Genomic DNA, 18,427 nt, shown 5'->3' with positions numbered 1-18,427 from the left:
CTGGTAGCACTGGGTTCTGGGGCGTTTTTGTTGGGAGCCGCAGTGCCCTTGGCTGGCGCATTAAATCTCGGTGGCAGCGGCGCTGTGACCGCGACAGGGGGTGGACAGCCCCAACCCTTAGATACCAAGCTTTTTACCCTGGTCGACGCTCCGGGAGCCGAGGCATTTCCTACGGTAGCCAATAGTGAGCGGCTATGCCGACGCCCAGTTGCCATAACGCAGGCAGTGGATACCAGATCTGAGTCCAGTAATCAGCTCTTTCGGCCATTAACACTAGGCCCTGAGGCGTCTACTCTCGGTGCCAATGCGATCACTCAGCTTGCTGCTGCACCCTGGCCCAGCCTACATCCTCAGGCGGCTGAGGCGCGAGTGCCGGTGCTGATGTACCACGATGTACTGGATTCCCAAGAGGTTTTTTTTGACCTCACCCCTGCGGACTTTGAGACCCATCTTCAAACTATTCTAGATAATGGTTTGACGCCGATCAGCTCCGATCAACTGGTGCTCCATCTGCGCACCGGGGCACCGCTACCCGAAAAACCCGTACTGATCACCTTCGATGATGGCTACGCAGGCCACTATGAACATGTTCTGCCGCTGCTGCAAAAGTACCAGGTGCCAGCCACATTCTTTGTGTTTCCTGGCAAGGTTGACGGCGAGGTCGTCGGTCGGTCGACGCTCACTTGGGATCAGCTAAAAACCATGGCAGCTGATCCGCTGGTGACCATTGCCTCTCACAGCGTGACTCATCCTGCTGATCTGCGCGAGCTCAATGACGAAGATTTAGCCTATGAGGTAGTGGAGTCTAAACAGCGGCTAGAAAGTGAGTTGGGAGTTCCCATCCATTACTTTAGCTACCCCACTGGCCACTACGATGAGCGTGTTGCCCAGGCTGTAGCCGATGCGGGATATCTGGCAGCGTTTACCATGCGTCAGCAAAATGAGCAGTTTGCGGGGGCATCAGAATCGCTACTGGCCATTGAACGCTTTGGTCAGTCAAGCCTGAACAATCTAGTGGATGTGGCTTGGGGCGGAGCTCCAGCAACGGCAGCCGCTCCGGTGGCGGTGGCTGACTCTGAGTTTAATTTTGCTACCCCCGTAGACAAGCAAAAATTTGACGTGGAAGGACAGTCTTTTACGTTAATTAGTGGTGGCCATCCGGTGACTATTCATGCCAACAGCCGTTATCAACTGCCGGAAATACTGGCGGGTTCTAACATCACTGGGGCCGTGGACGGAGGCTTTTTCTCTCTCGAATATCTTGACTCTAACGTGATGATTGGCCCAGTTCTGAGCCAGAGCACCCGCCAATTTATCCCTGGCTACGCTGGTGAAAACCCTAAGCTCAACAGTCGGCCTTTAGTGTTGATGGCGCCTCACCGCGTGCTGTTTGTACCATTTGATGCTGATCGTCACAATACTCTAGCGGGTCTCACCCGGGAGCTATCTGGGGTTACGGACGCGTTTGTAGCCGCTGCCTGGTTGGTAAAAGATGGATTGCCCCAGCCTGCCAGCACTTTTGGCACCCTTTTTGACTACGATGCACGCCGCCACCGGGCCTTTTGGGGAATTAACACGGCGGGACAGCCCGTGGTCGGGGTAACCCACACCATGATCGACTCAGTGGAATTGGGAGAACTGCTGCACCAGGCAGGGCTGCGGGATGCAGTAATGCTGGACTCAGGTGCCAGCACATCTCTGGCATACCGGGGCGATTCTCTGGTGGGTTATACCCCTCGTCCGGTACCCCATTTAGTAGGTCTAGTGCCACCAGACAACCACAACGGCAGCCCTTGTCCTCTGGTGGTTGATGAAAGCAATCCGACCACCACAAAGCGCCAATAGCTCGATCAGCCATATTGTCGGTGCGATTGAACCAAAGACTTTCAGTAGATAGAGTCTCTGTTTATAACAAAAGCGGCAACCACAGCTCCCTGATACCCTAAGGCAGGAGTTTAGCCAAAACTAATTGCCGAAGCCAGCGTACCAGTAATAGGTAGCCATGGGAATAACCGTGGCGAGCACCAGTAGTACCACCAGAAGAATCGTTGTGTTGCCTCTGTTCTCGGCGGTTTCTTCGGCGGTGGCAAAGGTACCTTCGCTGTCAAAAGAATCGTCAAAGGCAGGGGGGCCAGGGTCTTCTTTGCCGCTGAGAACAGCCACCAGACGATCGCTAGCTGATAGAAATGCCTGGTTGTACTTATCGCCCTCTAGTAGGGGAAACAGCACGGTCTCTTGGGCAACGCTGGTGGCAACGGCTTCATCTAACAAGGTCGCAGACTGATCGCCGACCCGAATGCCGACGGTCTTGGTGACTTCGTCGAGCACCAGCAGGGTTTGATTAGCCTGGACTTCTGGGGTGGGGTACCAGCGCTCAAACAACTTGTCTGTAAACGTTTGAGCGGTATCACCATAGTCAAAGTGGTGGATGGTGACTAGGCGAGCCTCGTTGCCAGTGGAGGAAGCCAAGTCACCCAGGCGACCCGAAATTTTGCCCTCGTTGATGCGGCTAATGATATTGGCTTCGTCAATTACCCAAGTAGCATCGCCCGCAGCCACCGTCGGCATTTGGAATACGGCTAAAGCATCGGCGGGGGACACAGCTAGCCCCAATGCCAACACCACCGACAAAACTAGACTCATAAAGCCGCCCCACCAGGGCTGCACTAACCGGGCAAGAAGCTGTTGCGGGGACTGACTATTCATGGGCCTAAGTATTAGCAACGACTGGCATGGGAAATGCGCTGCAACTCCCCAAAACCCTACTAATAAATATACGCAGGTTAGCGCCCTGAGGAAACTAGATCTACCTCAACAGCCTCTGGCTCAGGGGCCAAGGCGTAAAGGCTGAGCGGCCACCATCAAGCGGTCGGCAGGTTACGCAGCCGGATGAGTTGCCGTCGCATTAGCGGTGAGGCTTGCATTTCAGATACTTGGTTGACCTCTACCTGGGCCTCTAGCTGTTCCATAAACTCGTCGCTGCCGTAGGAAAAGGCATCTATGAGCAGCTCGAGGAGATGATCGCGATCGGCCATGACCTGACTGTCTTCTAACAGCCGGAGCTTGAGGGTGATCGCGCACTCGTAAACGCCTACTTGGGATGCATCTAATGGATGGGGTGCCGATGTAGCCATAGTCAAAATGTGTACTCCTTAAATTAAGCAGGTAGGAGTCATCAGAGGAGGCTGGGGGCGAGGGGAACCTGCTGGGGGATGCAGGAGGCATCAGAACGGTTTAGACGAGCCAATGCGATCTCTATGATGACGGTCGGGGTGCTGTCTGTGGCACAACTCCCAGGTATCGGTGGAAGCCGGGGGCGGAAAGACAGATGACCTACTCTCATCAAATCAAAGAAAATAGTCTGGACTAGATTTTGTAGCTTGTTTTCACAGGATTGATACAGTTTTGTGAGGGCTAGATTAATCCCAAGAAGTTCTATCCGTATATTTTCAGCCAGGGTCATTCTTTTTTATACTTTGCCAACTTTTTTGGGTTTAGTCTGACCAACTAGGGGCATTTTTGGGGTTATGTAGTTTACGCATCATCCATTATATGGCGATGGTTAGGGCAACTAGATTGACCTAGATCACGGATATTTTACAGGGTCGTTTATGGCGTGGTTGGCTAAGTTGTCAAGCGGTTAAAAATTTTGAGATGGCCTGGAATTGATCGTGGGATAATGTGTGCGATCGCAGCACAAATCGCAGCACAATGAACTTAAAGATCGGATCTCCGTAGATTACTGAGTAGAGCAAGTAGCATAACAAACTTGCCCAATAGATAAATTCTTTTAGTTAGGTGCCTGACCGGGGTAACGCCAACAAACCGACCCACATCCCAGCCAATAGTCCAGACCTATATTGTTCCAGACTATTAGCTAGGAGATGCAATAGCACCAGAGCCGTTAATCAGACCCCATTATTTGTCTGTTGACGCCGTCTTAATCTACTACATTCCTTTTGTCAAATTCTTAAGATTTGCGCTTATTGTGATTAGAAACGCATCCCACGGTGGCAGCTATGTCTAACCCCTTTCGGCAGCTCAAGGATACCTTTAAGTCTTTAGGATCTACCTTCACAACTGAGGCGGCTGACTCAGCTAAGGCCTCCTTACGAGAATGGCTGGAGACAAACGCAGAGGCCTTGCGTCGCCGACACAAGAGGGGTGAGCTTAACGGCACGATGATGCAGTACTTCCACTGGTATACCCCTGCCGATGGTAACCACTGGAACCGGCTGGAACAAGAGTCCCAGGCCTTGGCAGAGGCTGGCATTACCGCCCTGTGGCTGCCCCCGGCCCACAAGGGGATCGGCGGCGGCTTTGACGTGGGCTACGGGATCTACGATCTGTTTGACCTGGGGGAGTTTGACCAACAGGGATCGGTACGCACCAAGTACGGCACCAAGGATGAGTATGTGGCAGCAGTAAAAGCCTGCCGCGCTCTGGGGATTAATATCTATGCCGATGTGGTGTTTAACCACAAGATGGCGGCAGATTTTGAGGAAGAATTTAATGCGACGCCTATGGATCCGAGGGATCGCCATCGACCCCTGGGTGAGATGCGCCAAATTAAATCATGGACAGGCTTTAATTTTCCGGGGCGGGGCGACCAATACTCGAGTATGAAGTGGCACTGGTACCACTTTGATGCAGTGGACTACAACAGCTACGAGCCCGACTACGGTGCCGTGTGGCTGATTGAGGGTAAAACCTTTGAAGATAAGGTGAGCTTGGAGTTGGGTAGCTTTGACTACCTGATGGGTTGCGACCTCGACATTGACCATCCAGAGGTGCTGGGTGAGCTGAAATACTGGGGCGAGTGGATGATCGACAACATTGGTGTCGATGGCTTTCGGCTAGATGCCATTAAGCACATCTGCGGGGATTTCTTTGTAGACTGGCTGACCCACCTAGAAAATTACTCCCAGCGAGACTTATTTTGCGTAGGCGAGTACTGGACCTACGACCTGGGCGCGCTGAGCTGGTATGCCGGTAACTCCGGCGGCTGTCTCAACCTGTTTGACGCACCGCTGCACAACAATTTTCACCAGGCTAGTAAGGCCGGCAGTGGCTACGACCTGCGCACTATCTTCGACAATACCGTGGTCAAAGAAATGCCCCTGTTGGCAGTTACCCTGGTAGAAAACCACGATACTCAGCCACTCCAGGCGCTGGAGTCAGTGGTAGAAGCCTGGTTTAAACCCCTGGCCTACGCCCTGATTTTGCTGCGGGAGGAGGGCTACCCCTGCATTTTTTACTGCGACTACTATGGCGCCCAATACAAAGACAAAGGTAGGGATGGCAACGAGTATGAGATCTGGATGGACTCGCACCGGGAAATTTTGGATCGGCTGCTGATCGGTCGTAAACACTTTGCCTACGGCCCCCAGTATGACTACTTTGACCACCCCAACGTGGTGGGCTGGACCCGCCTTGGCACCGACGCCCACCCCAGGGCAATGGCGGTGGTGTTAAGCAATGGTTCGGAGGGCACCAAGTGGATGGAGGTCGGCAAGCCCAACACCACGTTCTACGACCTGACTGGGCATATTAAGCAAACCATCTCCACCAACGACGACGGCTGGGCAGAGTTTCGCTGCCATGGCGGGTCGGTGTCAGTATGGGTTGAAGATCACCCCATACTGGGGCCGCTCCTAGAGCTAATCCCCAGCTAGCTGTCTCGAGCTTTCGCTGGCTCTCGCCTGGGTCTCTCGTCTCAGACCCAGGCAAAAATGTTGCTGGCTCTAAGAGCCTATCCGAAAACTCCAGCTGAGCGAAATGTGATGACCGCACTGGCCAGGTGGAGAAAGGCGAGGTAGTTGTCGGCTTTCTTCTCCCATCGGACCAAAAGCCGTCGAAACCGATTCATCCAGGAATGAGTCCGTTCTACAACCCATCGACGAGCCCGATACTTTGGAATGTCACGGATGATAAGGTCACGCTCGTCTTTGGGCGGGATGTGGCCGACATAGCCCCATTGCTCTAGAATCCGCCGGACCTCCCGATAGTCATAGCCCCGGTCAAGACAAAGATGCCGAGCGGTTTCAGCCTTAAGGTCAGCCGGAACCATCTGTTGAGCCTCCAGGGTAGCCTCAAACAGTTTCATGTCGTGTCGATTGGCTGGAGCTACCACAAGGGCCAGCGGAATGCCGTTACCATCGGTTAGGACAGAGCGCTTGGTGCCCGATTTCCCTCGGTCAGTGGGATTAGGGCCGGTCTCTTTTTCCCCCCAACGGCGCTTTGACCAGCGCGCCGTCCATACTGTTCCAGTCCCAGTCGATCCCTTCAACCTTCGCGTATTCAGCCAAGCACGCCTGCCAAAAGCGGGCAAAGGTGCCGCCTGAAAGCGGTCATGCACCGTGCTGGAGGCCCCTAAACATCGAGGCAGGGCCTTCCACTGACAGCCGGTGACCATGATGTAGAAAATGGCGTCTAATGCCTGACGGTCATCCATCCGAGGCCGCCCACCCTTGGGTTTCGGCGGATCCTTTGGAATCAAGGGCTGAAGCCGTTCCCACAACGCATCAGGAACTTGGTATCGAGCGTCAATCTCAGCGGTGGTCATCGTATGGGTAGTTGTTGCTACATCCTCACGCTACCGCTACTCTTCCGCCATGCCATCTGTTTTCGGATAGGCTCTAAGGCCGAAATGGAATTTTATGCCGCGAAAAGTTAAGCTATGTAACGCCCGCTCATTCTTCTGACTTTCAGAATCGGGCGCTCATCCCTACGGTTAAACAGGTATTTTCGTGCAAGTAGATCGCATTTCGGCCGAGGCTACGGACGTAGAGCTGTCGGCCTACATTCGTTCGGCCCAGGAGTTAAATTTTACCCTTCAAGACCTTAAGGCGGCTATTCCTGACTACTGTTTCAAGCCTTCGACCCCGCGATCGCTGGCTTACTTCGCCCTTGACCTGGGCATTATTGCCGGGCTGTATGCCCTGGCCGCCACGCTGAACTCGTGGCTGTTTTTCCCGATTTTTTGGCTGGCCCAGGGAACCATGTTTTGGGCGCTGTTCGTGGTGGGGCACGACTGCGGCCACGGATCATTTTCCCGCCATAAATGGCTGAATAACCTGATTGGACATTTGGCCCACACACCGATTTTGGTGCCCTATCACGGCTGGCGCATTAGCCATCGCATCCACCACGCCAACACTGGCAATATCGACACCGATGAAAGCTGGTATCCCATTCCTGAGAAAACCTACCGGGCGATGCAGCCAGTGCCAAAGTTTTTACGATTCTATGGATCGCTCATTGCTTATCCGTTCTACCTATTTTTTCGTTCGTCAGGGCGAGATGGATCGCACTTTTTGCCCAGCAGCAAGCTGTTTCGCCCATCGGAGCGGCAGGATGTGCTGATGAGTACCCTGTGCTGGTCGGCGATGGTTTTATTTTTGGGATGGTTAGGAATTAGCCAGGGGCTGGCATTTTTGGTGATCTATTACGTAATGCCCTACCTGGTATTTGTCGTGTGGCTAGACCTTGTCACCTTTTTACACCATACCGAGGCTGACATTCCCTGGTATCGCCAAGAGGAGTGGTATTTTCTCAAGGGAGCCCTGTCGACCATCGATCGCGACTACGGGTGGATAAACTCGATTCACCACAATATTGGCACCCATGTTGCCCACCACATTTTCTCAACGATGCCCCACTACCATCTGAAGGTAGCTACGGAGGCGATCAAGCCCATTTTGGGTGACTACTATCGGTCCTCTAGCGAGCCGGTTTGGCAGAGCTTTGTGCGATCGTCTCGGGCCTGTCACTACGTGGCTGACCAGGGTTCGCCGGTTTACTACCAGCCCAAACCTCGCTAGCAGCGTTCCCCTTAAGTAAAAATAAGACACCGGGCGTTTAGGGTTTATCCATAAATGCCCGGTGTCTTTTGTGGTTGAGCGGTAACGTTTGCCCGATCCCGTCTGTGTGCCCCCGTTTGGCAAGGGTATTGCTGGGCAATACCCTTGCCGGTTACCGACTGTAAATCGAGATTGTGTGAGCCGGATGGGGGATTGGGCTGGCAGCTAACCAAGGGCCAGGAGGCTAGAAGGTGTAGCCCAGACCGACGGTGCCATTGACCTGGCTGTTGCCGTAGATCGACCAGTTGACGGTGCCGTTGGCTACGACGCGATCGGTGATGCGGTAATCAACCCCAGCGGTGAGCAGCGGGCCGACGGCACCCTCGCCCTCGGTTGACACCGATAGGCCAGCCCCGGCAAAGGGCAGCAGGCGACCATTCTGAGTGATGCCGTTGAAGTCGTAGGTGACCGGCAGCAGGAAGACGGTTTCGCCGTTGCCGCTGAAGTTGAGGTCAGAGATCACGCCAGGGCGTACCGAGATGTTGTCGGACACGGTGACTTTGCTGTTGATAGACAGACCAAAGTCGCCGGTGCCCAGGTCGCCGATACCGACACCGGCCCCTACGTAGTTGTAGTCAGTGGTTCTTTCTTGAGCGCTGGCGGTCATAGGGAGAGCAGCCACAGAGACGGTGGCCAGACCGAGAGCCATTGCAGCGATAAGGCGGGTTTTCATAGTCATTCTCCAAGTGCAAACTGTGTGTTGTCGACGGTGTAGCGGTGCCATCCCGTGGCGGCTGACGCTGGGGGATGGAGGGGCGGGAGCAGCGTTACGCTTGCGCCCATGACACTGTTATAGCCCTTGGAGATAGGTGCCCCTTGGCAGAGGCATGACACTTTCTGTAGTGGAGAATACGGTGCGATCGCCAGACACTGTCGCACTCTCAGTCAAATACCCTGATATCAAGGCTTTCGGAGATCTGGAGAGCTAAAGTGCGATCGCCCAGCCCTATCAAAGCGGCCCCAAATGACCTTATTTCCCAGCAGGTGCCCCAACTGGCACAATCAACTGGCACGTTCTCAGCGGGGCAATTCCCAGCTCAGTCAGCTAACCCCCTAAAGATACGGGGTTAATCTGCTCATTGATCTGCTGAAAAATTTCTTCAAACAGCTGGAGGGGCGCACCGCCCGGTATCAGCAGGTCGTTCATGATAAACGAGGGCGTGCCCTGGAGCTGAAGCCGCTGGGCTAGATCTAAGTCTTGCTGAATAGCGGCGGCGGCCTCGGAACTGGCGCGATCGCGGTTAAACCTCTCTAGATCGAGATTCATTGCCTCGGCCAGCTCGAGGTAGAGGTCTTCGCCCAGACGGCTTTGGTTGACAAACAGCCCGTCGTGGTAGAGCCAAAACTGCCCCTGCTGCTGGGCAGCCCAAGCCGCCTTAGCCGCAGGCATTGCCTCAGGGTGTATCTGCCTCAGCGGAAAATGCTTATAGACATAGAGAATGTCATCTTCGTGGTTGCCCACAAACTCTTTCATATAGCCCGCCGCCACGGTGCAGTAGGGGCACTGAAAATCGGAGAACTTAAACAGCACAATGGGCGCGGTAGGGTTCCCCTTGGTGGGCGATGAGCCAATCACGCTGGCGCGATCCATCGATCCAATCACTTGGGTAACCACCGCCTGGCGGGCTTGGGGGCTATTTGGAGCATTGGCTTGGTTGCGCCGAGGCAGCAAAAACAGCAGAGGAACAAGCAGCCCCACCAACAGCGCCCCAATAATGCCCCACAGCATGAGCTTAGAGTCGCGCAGCCCTGTCCAGAACTTGCTCATGGCGAATTTCCCCTACTATTGCTGTGTCTATCATGCCGTTTTGGGGTGCTGCTGGCCAGGCGGGATGGAGCTGCCTGGAGTAGCCCCATCGTCCGTCGGAAAGTTTAGGCGGCAGCTCGACCTTGTCGCTTCAGAAAGATAGTGCGCAGGCGACGCTTGGCCCGCGAGGCTCGCTGGCGCAGGGTGGCATCGTTGGGCAATGGCTGCCCCTCAGCAGCCAGCCACTGCCCAATCTGACTCCACGACAGGGTGCGCACATGGCGCAGGTACAGCAGACAGGTACCTTCTGGGTCTTCTTGGTACAGCACCGCCAGCGCCTCGTAGAGCAGGTCAATCTCGCTGTTGAGGATTTGCTGCTGCATAAGAGTCAATCGCGGATCTGCCAAGACGGCCTCGATTAACTGGGGGTCAGTGGCGCTGCTGCGCTGCTTGCGTTTGCGCTCGTAGACAATGTTGAAGGCTGTCGCCCGCAGCCAGGCGTAGGGGTTATGAATGACTGCTCCCGCTTGCAGCTTTTTTTTACCCCTCAGATAGGCTTCGTGGAGAATTTCATAAACTTCGTACTGGTCAGCCAGGTGGTACTGCTTGAGGGTTCTCTGGATCGCACTGAGAATTGGGTAGGTTTTGGGGTTATCTTTGCCGAGAATGTCACTCAGGGCTTGATCAAACACGTCTGGGGCTGGAGCATTGGCGGGTAAGCGTAACTCATGGGAACCACTGGTGTCGTCAACTTGGCTCATAGTCCCTAGGGCGTTAGGTGCGGCATCACTCACTAATCAGTGATATAGAGTTCTCCAACGTGACCGTGGCCATTGCGGAAACTACGCAAAATACATGCCAGCACAATAGCCAGCCAAGTCTCTGGAGGCAGCCGTCAAGAAACTTACCGAATACCTGTCACAACCCCAGGGACTGGGTCACTAATACACTAGCGCTGACGCTCTCGCCCCCTTTCTACCTCCAGTAACAGAATGCTAGGGGCAGGGCTTGGAGAGTTGCCTGGCGAGTAGGGCCTCGGGCGGCACCTCCTCCAACCGAGCGACCCAGGGTTGTTTTTGGGTCTGTAGTTGCTTCGCTGTTTCATTTGTTGAGTTTGCTTTTCTATTAGTCTGCTTTTCTAAAGGAGCCACGCGAGGAGTCATGAGCCTAGACCATGGGCGATCGCCCGGAGACGATCCCTTTCTATCTACGGCGGGTACACCGGCTGCTCCAAAGCGGTTGACCACAGCCCGTTTCTCCGCTAGGGATATCTCTGCCCATAGGCTCGGACAGTCACTTCAGCGGTATCGCTCCACGCTGATTGACTACTGTACCCTCGCTCTTGAACCGAGCCTGTCTGCCGCTGCCGAAGAGCACATGGCCGATATTTTGGCCCAGGCTGTGGATGACCCGCTGCTCAGTTTTTGGCTAGACGAGGCCGACTGTTGGGTAGGCGAGCACCTGCATCTGTTGACCGAAGACGATCTGCAACAGCAGCAGCAAAAACTCAGACGCATCATGGGCCAAACCTGGGCCGATAGCCTGTGGCAAGATCTGCAAAAGCGGCCTCAGGCGTTACAAGAGTTTCTTCAGCGGGTGGGGGTCTACAGCGGTGCCATTGACGGCATTATCGGGCCGAGTACCCGGCACGCGATAGAATCCCTAAAGACCCTCTACCCCGACGATCTTCCCTTGGGGTATCTATAGGAACAAGCCCCATGATTGGACAACAGCTGAGGTCAGCGGAGTGGTGGCGGCAATGGCTCGTGGCGATCGCCCTGGCAGGCCTAGCAGCCCTGTTCGTTGGGCTGGGAGGAGCCGCGATCGCAGCACCCACCCCCCCAGCGCCCGTTATCGTACACCTGGGTAATGCTGCGGGTAGTCTGCGGTTTGAGCCAGACCACTTCGAGTTTGTCGCTGGTCAACCCTACCGCCTGGTGCTCGACAACCCCAGCCCTGAGAAGCACTACTTCACCGCTAAAGACTTTGCCGATGGTCTCTGGACTCAAAAGGTACAGGCGGCTGGAGTAGAGGTCAAAGGAGCTATTCACGAGCTGGAGCTAAAGCCGGGGGCGATCGCCGAGTGGGTGTTTGTACCCGAGCGCCCTGGCACCTACGAGCTGCACTGCGCGATCGCTGGCCACGCCGAGGCAGGCATGGTGGGGACAATTGCGATCGTCGCCCCCCAAGATTCGTAACGATTGCCTCTCGTAGGGGTAGACCGACGCATCTGCGGTGAACCTGGCGTGGGGCATGCCGACTTCATATCAGGCCAGTGCGGGGGCGAAAGCGCTCGGTCTGGCGGAGTTCTTCGTAGAGGGCTTTTTCGCGATCGCCCAACTCCCTCGGCACCACCACGGCTAACTCCACAATCTGATCGCCGCGACTTTCTCTGCCAACAGGGTAACCGCGACCCGCTAGCTGAATGACCTGCCCCGTTTGCGCTCCCTGGGGCAGGCTAGTCCGCACCGGGCCACCGAGGGTGGGAATATCGATGGTGCTACCGAGGGCGGCTTCGCTGGGGGTGATGGGCAATCGGCAGTACACATCGTTGCCACGCAGGGTGTAGAAGGGGTGCGGATCGACCTCAATGCGCAGGTACAGGTTACCACCGCCCAGACCCTGGCCTCGCAGGCGAATGCGCTGGCCGGTGACCATGCCTGCGGGCATATTGACTTCGAGCGATCGCCCATCTTCTAGGCGAATGCGCTCACGCCCACCGCGAAAGGCCTTTTCGAGGGGAATGGTGAGGTCGGCCTCGGCATCGCGCGAATCGCGGGCTGTGGTTGGGCTGTAATCGGTAAAATTGCGATCGGAAGCTGCGCCATTTTCACCTACCCCGTCTCCCCGTCGTACCGTAGAACGGCGGTTGAGGAGCTGGTCGACAAACACATTAAAGTCAGGAAATTCCCCAAAGCCAAAGTCTTCAAGGGAAATACGACCGCTAAAAATATCCCCAACTACAGATTTGCCCTGGCCTTTCTTAAAGCCCTCCTGCTGCCAGTACTCGCTAAATTTTTCGTACTGGGCGCGTTTTTCGTCGTCAGAGAGTACGGTGTAGGCTTCGCTGACCAGTTTGAACTGCTCTTCGGCAGCGCGATCGCCGGGGTTGAGGTCGGGGTGATATTGCCGGGCTAGCTTGCGGTAGGCCTGTTTAATATCACTGGTTGTCGCCTCCCTAGAAATCTCCAGGATGGCGTAGTAATTCCGAAAGTTCTCCATCGAGGGGTGGGTGGATAGGGGTGGAGGAAATCAGGGGTGGCATTTAAAGCCGGGCGGCTAAAGCGGGAGATCTTGGCTAAAGCCACTCGTCGCGATCGCTCCAGTTGTCGTCGTAGCCGGGGGTCGGGCGCGCCTCGGGCGACGGCTGCCGAGGGCGACGGTCGGGAGCCGGGGGCTCAGGGGATCGGCGAGGGGCGGCAGATGCCCCCCAGGGGTCGTCGTCCCAAGTGTTGGGCTGGGGGGGTCGATTGCCCGCCGAGGGTTCACTGGCATAGGGGTCGTAGCCCTGGTCACCATAGCCCTGGTCACCGTAGCCGCGATCGGTCGAGCGGTCGGGGGCCGAGGGGGCACGGGTATTGGCTCCGGCATTGGAGTAGTCGGCCTCGCCCTGGCCGTAGCGGCGATCGCTATAGCCCGAGGAGCCATAGTCAGCGCTGCCTGGGTTAGAGCGACCAGGGGCAGCACCTTGGGATTGCCCACCATAGTCTCGGCTGTAGTCTGGCCCATAGTCTGGGCGATCGTAGCCAGAGCTAGGGGGCTGGGCCGGGCCAGGCTCAGAGGGGCGATTTCTCGATGGAGAAGAATTGCGATCGTATCCTGAGCTACCGTAGGCGCGATCGGCATCGCGGCTGTCGCTGTAGCCACCATAGCCTGACTCATTTCGGGAGCGAGGTTGGCGATTATCTGGGGAAACGGCTCCGCCTTCGCTGTAGCCCTGGCTGCCATAGCCCTGATCGCGATAGGCCCGGTCATCATAGCCTTGATTGTTGTAGGCCTGACCGCTGTAACCGGTGGTGCCGTAGGCGCGATTGTCATAGGCAGGGCTACCGTAGCTCTGGCCGCCATAGTTTTGGCCACCGTAGCTCTGGCCTGGAGCGCGGCCCCGGTTGTCGTAGTCCCAGTCGTCGTCCCAGTTGCCCCAGGAGGATGACCCCTGGTAGCCGTAGTTGGGCCGCGCCTCCAGGTCGTCGTCAAAGGAAAAGGTTTTCTTCAGGGTGTTGCCAATCTGGCCGAGAATGCCGCCTTCAGGAGCATCCTCAGCCTCGTATAGATAGGCCTCGCGGTTGAGGTCGTAGAGTTCGTCCTGCAGTTCGGCCTGGGCAATGTCGATACCGCGCTCGTCGCTCTGCTCTAGATAGTCGCGCAGTTCCTGCACCAAACCTTCAATGCGGCGACGGCGATCGCGGGCAAACTGCATGCCAAAATCGAGGGCCACCTCCCGCAGCAGCCGCTCGGCCTGGAAGGTGAGGGCTTCGGCCCGGTTGCGCTTCTCGACCCGCTCGCGCTGGAGGCGATCGGTTTCGGCAAACTCCTCTGCCTCGCGGATCATCCGCTGCACTTCGCCCTCTTCCAGGTTAGATGCGCCCTGCACAGTCAAACTCTGCTCGCGCCCGGTGGTCTTATCCATCGCCGAGACTTGCAGAATACCGTTGGCGTCAATGTCGAAAGACACCAGCACCTGGGGTACCCCGCGCGGGGCGGGGGGAATACCCATCAGCTTAAAGCGACCCAGGGATTTGTTGTCGGCCCCCATCTCGCGCTCGCCCTGGAGCACGTGGACTTCCACGGAGGTCTGGTTATTCTCAGAGGTGGAGAAAATATCCGATCGCCGCACCGGAATCGTGGTGTTGCGCGGAATCACCTTCTTCATCACGCCGCCGATGGTTTCTAGCCCTAGCGACAGCGAGGTGACATCCAGCAGCATGATGTCTTGCACTTCTTGAGTGATGATGCCCGCCTGCACGGCAGCGCCCACGGCCACCGCTTCGTCGGGGTTCACATTTTGGCTGGGTTCGAGGCCAATCAGACCGCGCACCAAGTCTTGCACCATGGGCATGCGGCTGCCGCCCCCCACCAGCACCACCTCGTCGATGTCGTTGGGAGTCAGCCCAGCATCGCTGAGGGCTTGCTTGAGGGGAGCCCGTAGAGCACTGACCAAGTCACCGCAGAGACCTTCGAACTGCGATCGCGACAGCCGAGTTTCAATGTGCTTGGGGCCGTCGGGGCTGGCGGTGATAAACGGCAGGCTAATTTCAGTACTGGCCACGCCCGACAGCTCGATCTTGGCTTTCTCCGCTGCCTCGGTCAGCCGCTGGAGCGCTTGGCGATCCTTCCTCAGGTCAACGCCCTCTTTTTCAAGGAATTCATCGGCCAGCCAGTCAACAATTTTGGTGTCGAAGTTGGTGCCGCCGAGCTGAGTGTCTCCAGAAGTGGAACGCACCTCAAACACCCCATCGCCCACATCGAGGATGGATACGTCGAAGGTGCCGCCCCCCAGGTCAAACACCAAAATGGTTTCATTCTGCACCTGATCAAGGCCGTAGGCCAGCGCTGCCGCCGTCGGCTCGTTGAGAATGCGCTTCACCTCCAGCCCGGCGATGCGCCCGGCGTTGCGGGTGGCCTGGCGCTGAGCATCGTTAAAGTAGGCGGGCACGGTTATCACTGCCCCGGTCACCGGCTGGCCCAGGTATCGGCTGGCTTCATCCGCCAGCTTACGCAACACAATGGCCGAAATTTCTTCGGGGGCAAAGTCTTTTTCTAGCCGAGGGCAGCGAACTTTGACGTTGCCCAGATCATCGCGGCGAATGGTGTAGGGCACCCGCTTGGACGACTGGTCAAGCTCGGCGTAGCGGCGACCCATGTAGCGCTTGACGCCGTAGAAGGTATTTTGGGGATTGAGCACCGCCTGCCGTCGGGCCATTTGCCCCACCAAGCGCTCGCCCTCTTTGCTAAAGGCCACCACCGAAGGGGTCGTGCGCATGCCCTCGGCGTTGGCAATCACTACCGGCTTGCCACCCTCCATTACAGAGACCACTGAGTTGGTCGTGCCCAGGTCGATGCCAACTACTTTTCCCATTCGCTCTGGCGTCTCCTTATCTGTCTATCTGCGTGCTCAGGTCTGCATGCTGAATGAAGGTTAGCACCGGTAGGGCATCGCTTCTGCCAACCTACTTACATCAACTTTCTTAATGATACTCTGTCACAGACTGGCCTTGATTCTACCCTAAGGCACCGAAAGCCCCAGTAAGGCGAGAAAGATGAATAAGATTGGGAGGGTTGGAGGGCTTGAAGGAAATCTCGGGGGAAAAGATACCCCGATGTAGCCTGCGCCGTCGGCAGGAAGCAAAATCCTTGGGTATTTTCTTGATCAGCATTGTCCTAAGTTGAGCGGGTGATGTGCAGAGGTCTCTGCACTGAAGATTGGTTGAGGTGGATGGAGCGCGATCGCCCTTCCTAATCTCCATGGTATGAACGCGGCCCAGGTTTCATAGCTTTGACAACTATCTAGCCAACGACGACGGCACAGAGCTTGCAAACAGCTGATCACCTGTTTGCGGCGCGACACTAGAGATTAGACACAACCCGCAGATTGCCAGCCCCAGGCAGTAATATTGAGGGTGATTAAGACGGTTATCTCAGCCTGCCGATGACTGACCCTCTCGACCCGATCATGCTGCCGCCCCCAGACGATGTGTACCGAGAGGGCGAGTGGCTCAAGTCGGCTCTGCTCACCTGGCTCAATGCCGAATACCTGCCCGAACCCGCCAACGACACCATTGCCACTCGGGTGGCGCAGGTGTTTGTGCGTCAGCGCATGGAGGGCGAAAACGATGTGGGTTCGCTGGTGATGGCCATTTTGACCGAGCTGCAGGCCTTTGATTTTTCTGAGAGTTTCTACGGCGAGTTTTCGGTGGCTAACGCCGTGGGCGACCTGCTGTTTGACAGTTTGGGCATCGATCGCTGCTGCGGTCGGTCTACTACCCTAGAGCCCAGCCGGGTGGGTCATCTCTCAGACGGCGACAATGTGAGCAATGCTGACTAAGTGAAATCAGCACAGATTTTTTGGCAGACCATAGCCCAGGGCTGGAGCTGGCGCTTGGCAGGGCTGGTGGTGCTCAGCGGCGGGCTAATGGCCCTGGCGCTACCGCCCTGGAGCCTGTGGCCTCTGGCCTGGGTGGGTCTAGCACCGCTGTGGTGGGTGGTGTTGGCAGCACCGTCAGCAGGTCTAGCGACAGTCTATGGGCTGCTGTGGGGGCTGGTGTACTACGGCATTTCTCTGGCGTGGATTACCCATCTGCACCCGCTGATGTGGATGGGGGTGCCCTGGGCAAGTAGCGTGGCGATCGCCCTCTCGTCTTGGATCTTTATCGTTTTCTGGGGCTCAGTCTGCATTGCGGCCTGGGGTGGGGCCTTGGCCTGGGCCAATCGCCGCTGGCCGGGGCGATCGCTCTGGCTAGTACTGCTGGGCACTGCCCTCTGGTGCGCCCTCGAAGCCCTGCGCAACCACAGCCCCCTCGACTGGTCACCCCTCAGCCTGACCCAAAGCCCCAGCAATGTGTGGATTTTGCATTTGGCCAGGCTCTCGGGGCCGGGAGCCATTACCGCTATTCTTGTGGCTAGTAATGGGTTTTTGGCTTTAGCGGGAGCAGGCGTCAGCAGGCAGAGGGCAGGAATAAAATTCTCCCACTCTCTCCTCCTCTCCGCTATCGGTCTGGCCATAGCGGGTCACACCCTGGGCGCTTTCCTTTACATCACAACTCCAGCAGCAGCGCCTGGCCAATCTATCGCCGTCGGCCTGATCCAGGGCAATGTACCCACCCGCGAAAAGCTCACCCCCCAGGGGGTCAACCAGGCGCTTCAGGGTTACACCGATGGTTACCGGGCGCTGGTGGCTGAAGGTGTAGATGCGGTGGTGACGCCGGAGGGGGCGCTGCCGCAGTTGTGGAATCTAAATTCGCCCCAGATTGCAGCCATTGTGCGCACGGTGGAGCGGGGGGGCGTGCCCCTATGGCTAGGCACCTTTGCGCCTGTGCCGGGAGAGGGCAAAACCCAGTACACCCAGAGCATTCTCGAAATTCGTCCTGACGGCCAAACCTACGGTCACTATGACAAGGTGCAGCTAGTGCCCTTGGGAGAATACGTTCCCTTTGAGGCGGTGTTGGGTCGCCTCATAAGCCGCCTGTCGCCGCTGGATAGCTACCTGGTGCCGGGAGCCACGAATCAGCGGTTTGAGACCAGCCTGGGCCAGGGCGCGGTGGGCATCTGCTACGAGTCGGCCTACAGTCGCCTGTTTCGCCCCCAGGTGAAGAGCGGGGGCGAGTTTATTGTCACCGCTTCTAATAACGACCCCTACCCGGTATGGATGATGCGGCAGCACCACGGCTTTGATGTGCTGCGGGCGGTAGAGAGCGATCGCTGGGCGCTGCGCGTGACCAATACGGGCCTCTCGGGCCTGGTGGATAACCACGGGCGCACCCTCTGGCTGGGGGAACCCCAGACCTACCTCACCCACCGCACCGAGCTGGATCGCCGCCCAACCCTGACCCCCTACATTCGCTGGGGCGACTGGCTGACGCCGCTGCTGCTGGGGCTGGCGGTGGTGTGGGGCTGGTGGGGCGATCGCCGTTAGCGTTGGCCTTGGGGGAATCGGGGATTTCGGATTTGGTCTTGGACCAAACCCTGCTTGGCTAACTCCGATGCGGCAGGGCGCACCGCTGTCATTGGTGTCAACTTAAGTATCTCAAGGTGGGACAGCGGGGCAACAACCTGGGACGTTGCCCCAAATTTCCGCCCATTGAAGGTCTTGTTGTCGGTG

The 18,427-nt window shown here is 56.9% G+C and carries 14 protein-coding genes and 1 pseudogene; 7 read left to right on the top strand and 8 right to left on the bottom strand.

All coding sequences use genetic code 11. From position 1 onward, the window contains the following. The first annotated feature begins 225 nt into the window (after positions 1-225). On the top strand, positions 226-1,845 hold the full coding sequence (locus AC0QKW_RS00120; protein ID WP_473149047.1) for a polysaccharide deacetylase family protein: 1,620 nt from the start codon (positions 226-228) through the stop codon (positions 1,843-1,845). A 120-nt stretch (positions 1,846-1,965) separates the two neighbouring features. Here the strand turns inward: AC0QKW_RS00120 and psb32 are convergent, their stop codons facing one another. Together psb32 and AC0QKW_RS00110 are read right to left on the bottom strand one after the other, a co-directional pair. After that, the gene (psb32, locus tag AC0QKW_RS00115; RefSeq protein ID WP_473149046.1) at positions 1,966-2,706 is read right to left on the bottom strand and encodes a photosystem II repair protein Psb32; all 741 of its coding nucleotides are present in this window, start codon (positions 2,704-2,706) and stop codon (positions 1,966-1,968) included. A gap of 155 nt (positions 2,707-2,861) precedes the next feature. Beyond that, positions 2,862-3,134 (bottom strand): Npun_R1517 family heterocyst differentiation transcriptional regulator, encoded by a 273-nt coding sequence (locus tag AC0QKW_RS00110; protein WP_473149045.1) that lies wholly within the window; start codon positions 3,132-3,134, stop codon positions 2,862-2,864. Positions 3,135-4,019: 885 nt separating this feature from the next. Here AC0QKW_RS00110 and AC0QKW_RS00105 point away from each other — a divergent pair. Then, positions 4,020-5,675, top strand: a complete 1,656-nt coding sequence (locus tag AC0QKW_RS00105; RefSeq protein ID WP_473149044.1) for an alpha-amylase — start codon at positions 4,020-4,022, stop codon at positions 5,673-5,675. Positions 5,676-5,752: 77 nt separating this feature from the next. Here AC0QKW_RS00105 and AC0QKW_RS00100 read toward each other — a convergent pair whose 3' ends face one another. Beyond that, entirely contained in the window at positions 5,753-6,565 is an 813-nt protein-coding gene (locus tag AC0QKW_RS00100) for an IS5 family transposase (RefSeq protein WP_473149043.1), read from the bottom strand. A 184-nt stretch (positions 6,566-6,749) separates the two neighbouring features. Here AC0QKW_RS00100 and AC0QKW_RS00095 point away from each other — a divergent pair, with 184 nt between their 5' ends. After that, entirely contained in the window at positions 6,750-7,823 is a 1,074-nt protein-coding gene (locus tag AC0QKW_RS00095; RefSeq protein WP_473149042.1) for a fatty acid desaturase, read from the top strand. Positions 7,824-8,046: 223 nt separating this feature from the next. Here the strand turns inward: AC0QKW_RS00095 and AC0QKW_RS00090 are convergent, their stop codons facing one another. The 3 genes from AC0QKW_RS00090 to AC0QKW_RS00080 form a co-directional block, all read right to left on the bottom strand. Beyond that, positions 8,047-8,535, bottom strand: a complete 489-nt coding sequence (locus tag AC0QKW_RS00090; protein WP_473149041.1) for a hypothetical protein — start codon at positions 8,533-8,535, stop codon at positions 8,047-8,049. Positions 8,536-8,907: 372 nt separating this feature from the next. After that, positions 8,908-9,630 carry a DsbA family protein gene (locus AC0QKW_RS00085; RefSeq protein ID WP_473149040.1) on the bottom strand — a complete coding sequence of 241 codons (723 nt, stop codon included), beginning with the start codon at positions 9,628-9,630 and terminating at the stop codon, positions 8,908-8,910. 104 nt (positions 9,631-9,734) lie between these two features. Beyond that, positions 9,735-10,370: an RNA polymerase sigma factor gene (locus AC0QKW_RS00080; RefSeq protein ID WP_473149039.1), complete on the bottom strand. Its 636-nt coding sequence runs from the start codon at positions 10,368-10,370 to the stop codon at positions 9,735-9,737. A 400-nt stretch (positions 10,371-10,770) separates the two neighbouring features. Between AC0QKW_RS00080 and AC0QKW_RS00075 the strand changes: the two genes are divergently transcribed. Continuing rightward, the gene (locus tag AC0QKW_RS00075) at positions 10,771-11,316 is read left to right on the top strand and encodes a peptidoglycan-binding domain-containing protein (protein WP_473149038.1); all 546 of its coding nucleotides are present in this window, start codon (positions 10,771-10,773) and stop codon (positions 11,314-11,316) included. A gap of 11 nt (positions 11,317-11,327) precedes the next feature. After that, positions 11,328-11,807, top strand: coding sequence for a biphenyl 2,3-dioxygenase (locus AC0QKW_RS00070; RefSeq protein ID WP_473149037.1), 480 nt, complete (start codon positions 11,328-11,330; stop codon positions 11,805-11,807). A 64-nt stretch (positions 11,808-11,871) separates the two neighbouring features. On the opposite strand, the gene AC0QKW_RS00065 is transcribed toward AC0QKW_RS00070, so the two are convergent. Together AC0QKW_RS00065 and dnaK are read right to left on the bottom strand one after the other, a co-directional pair. Then, entirely contained in the window at positions 11,872-12,831 is a 960-nt protein-coding gene (locus tag AC0QKW_RS00065) for a DnaJ C-terminal domain-containing protein (protein ID WP_473149036.1), read from the bottom strand. Positions 12,832-12,907: 76 nt separating this feature from the next. Further along, complete coding sequence (gene dnaK / locus AC0QKW_RS00060) at positions 12,908-15,688, bottom strand: molecular chaperone DnaK (RefSeq protein WP_473149035.1); 2,781 nt, start codon at positions 15,686-15,688, stop codon at positions 12,908-12,910. A 570-nt stretch (positions 15,689-16,258) separates the two neighbouring features. On the opposite strand from dnaK, the pseudogene AC0QKW_RS00055 reads away from it, so the two are divergent. Beyond that, positions 16,259-16,585, top strand: a pseudogene (locus AC0QKW_RS00055) (hypothetical protein); the annotation flags it as partial. 69 nt (positions 16,586-16,654) lie between these two features. Further along, positions 16,655-18,241: an apolipoprotein N-acyltransferase gene (gene lnt, locus AC0QKW_RS00050; protein WP_473149034.1), complete on the top strand. Its 1,587-nt coding sequence runs from the start codon at positions 16,655-16,657 to the stop codon at positions 18,239-18,241. Positions 18,242-18,427 lie beyond the last annotated feature (186 nt).

This window comes from Pseudanabaena sp. PCC 9330 (assembly GCF_055795045.1).
Note: the sequence above shows the minus strand (reverse complement) of the source record. Positions and strands in the feature narration are given on the sequence as shown.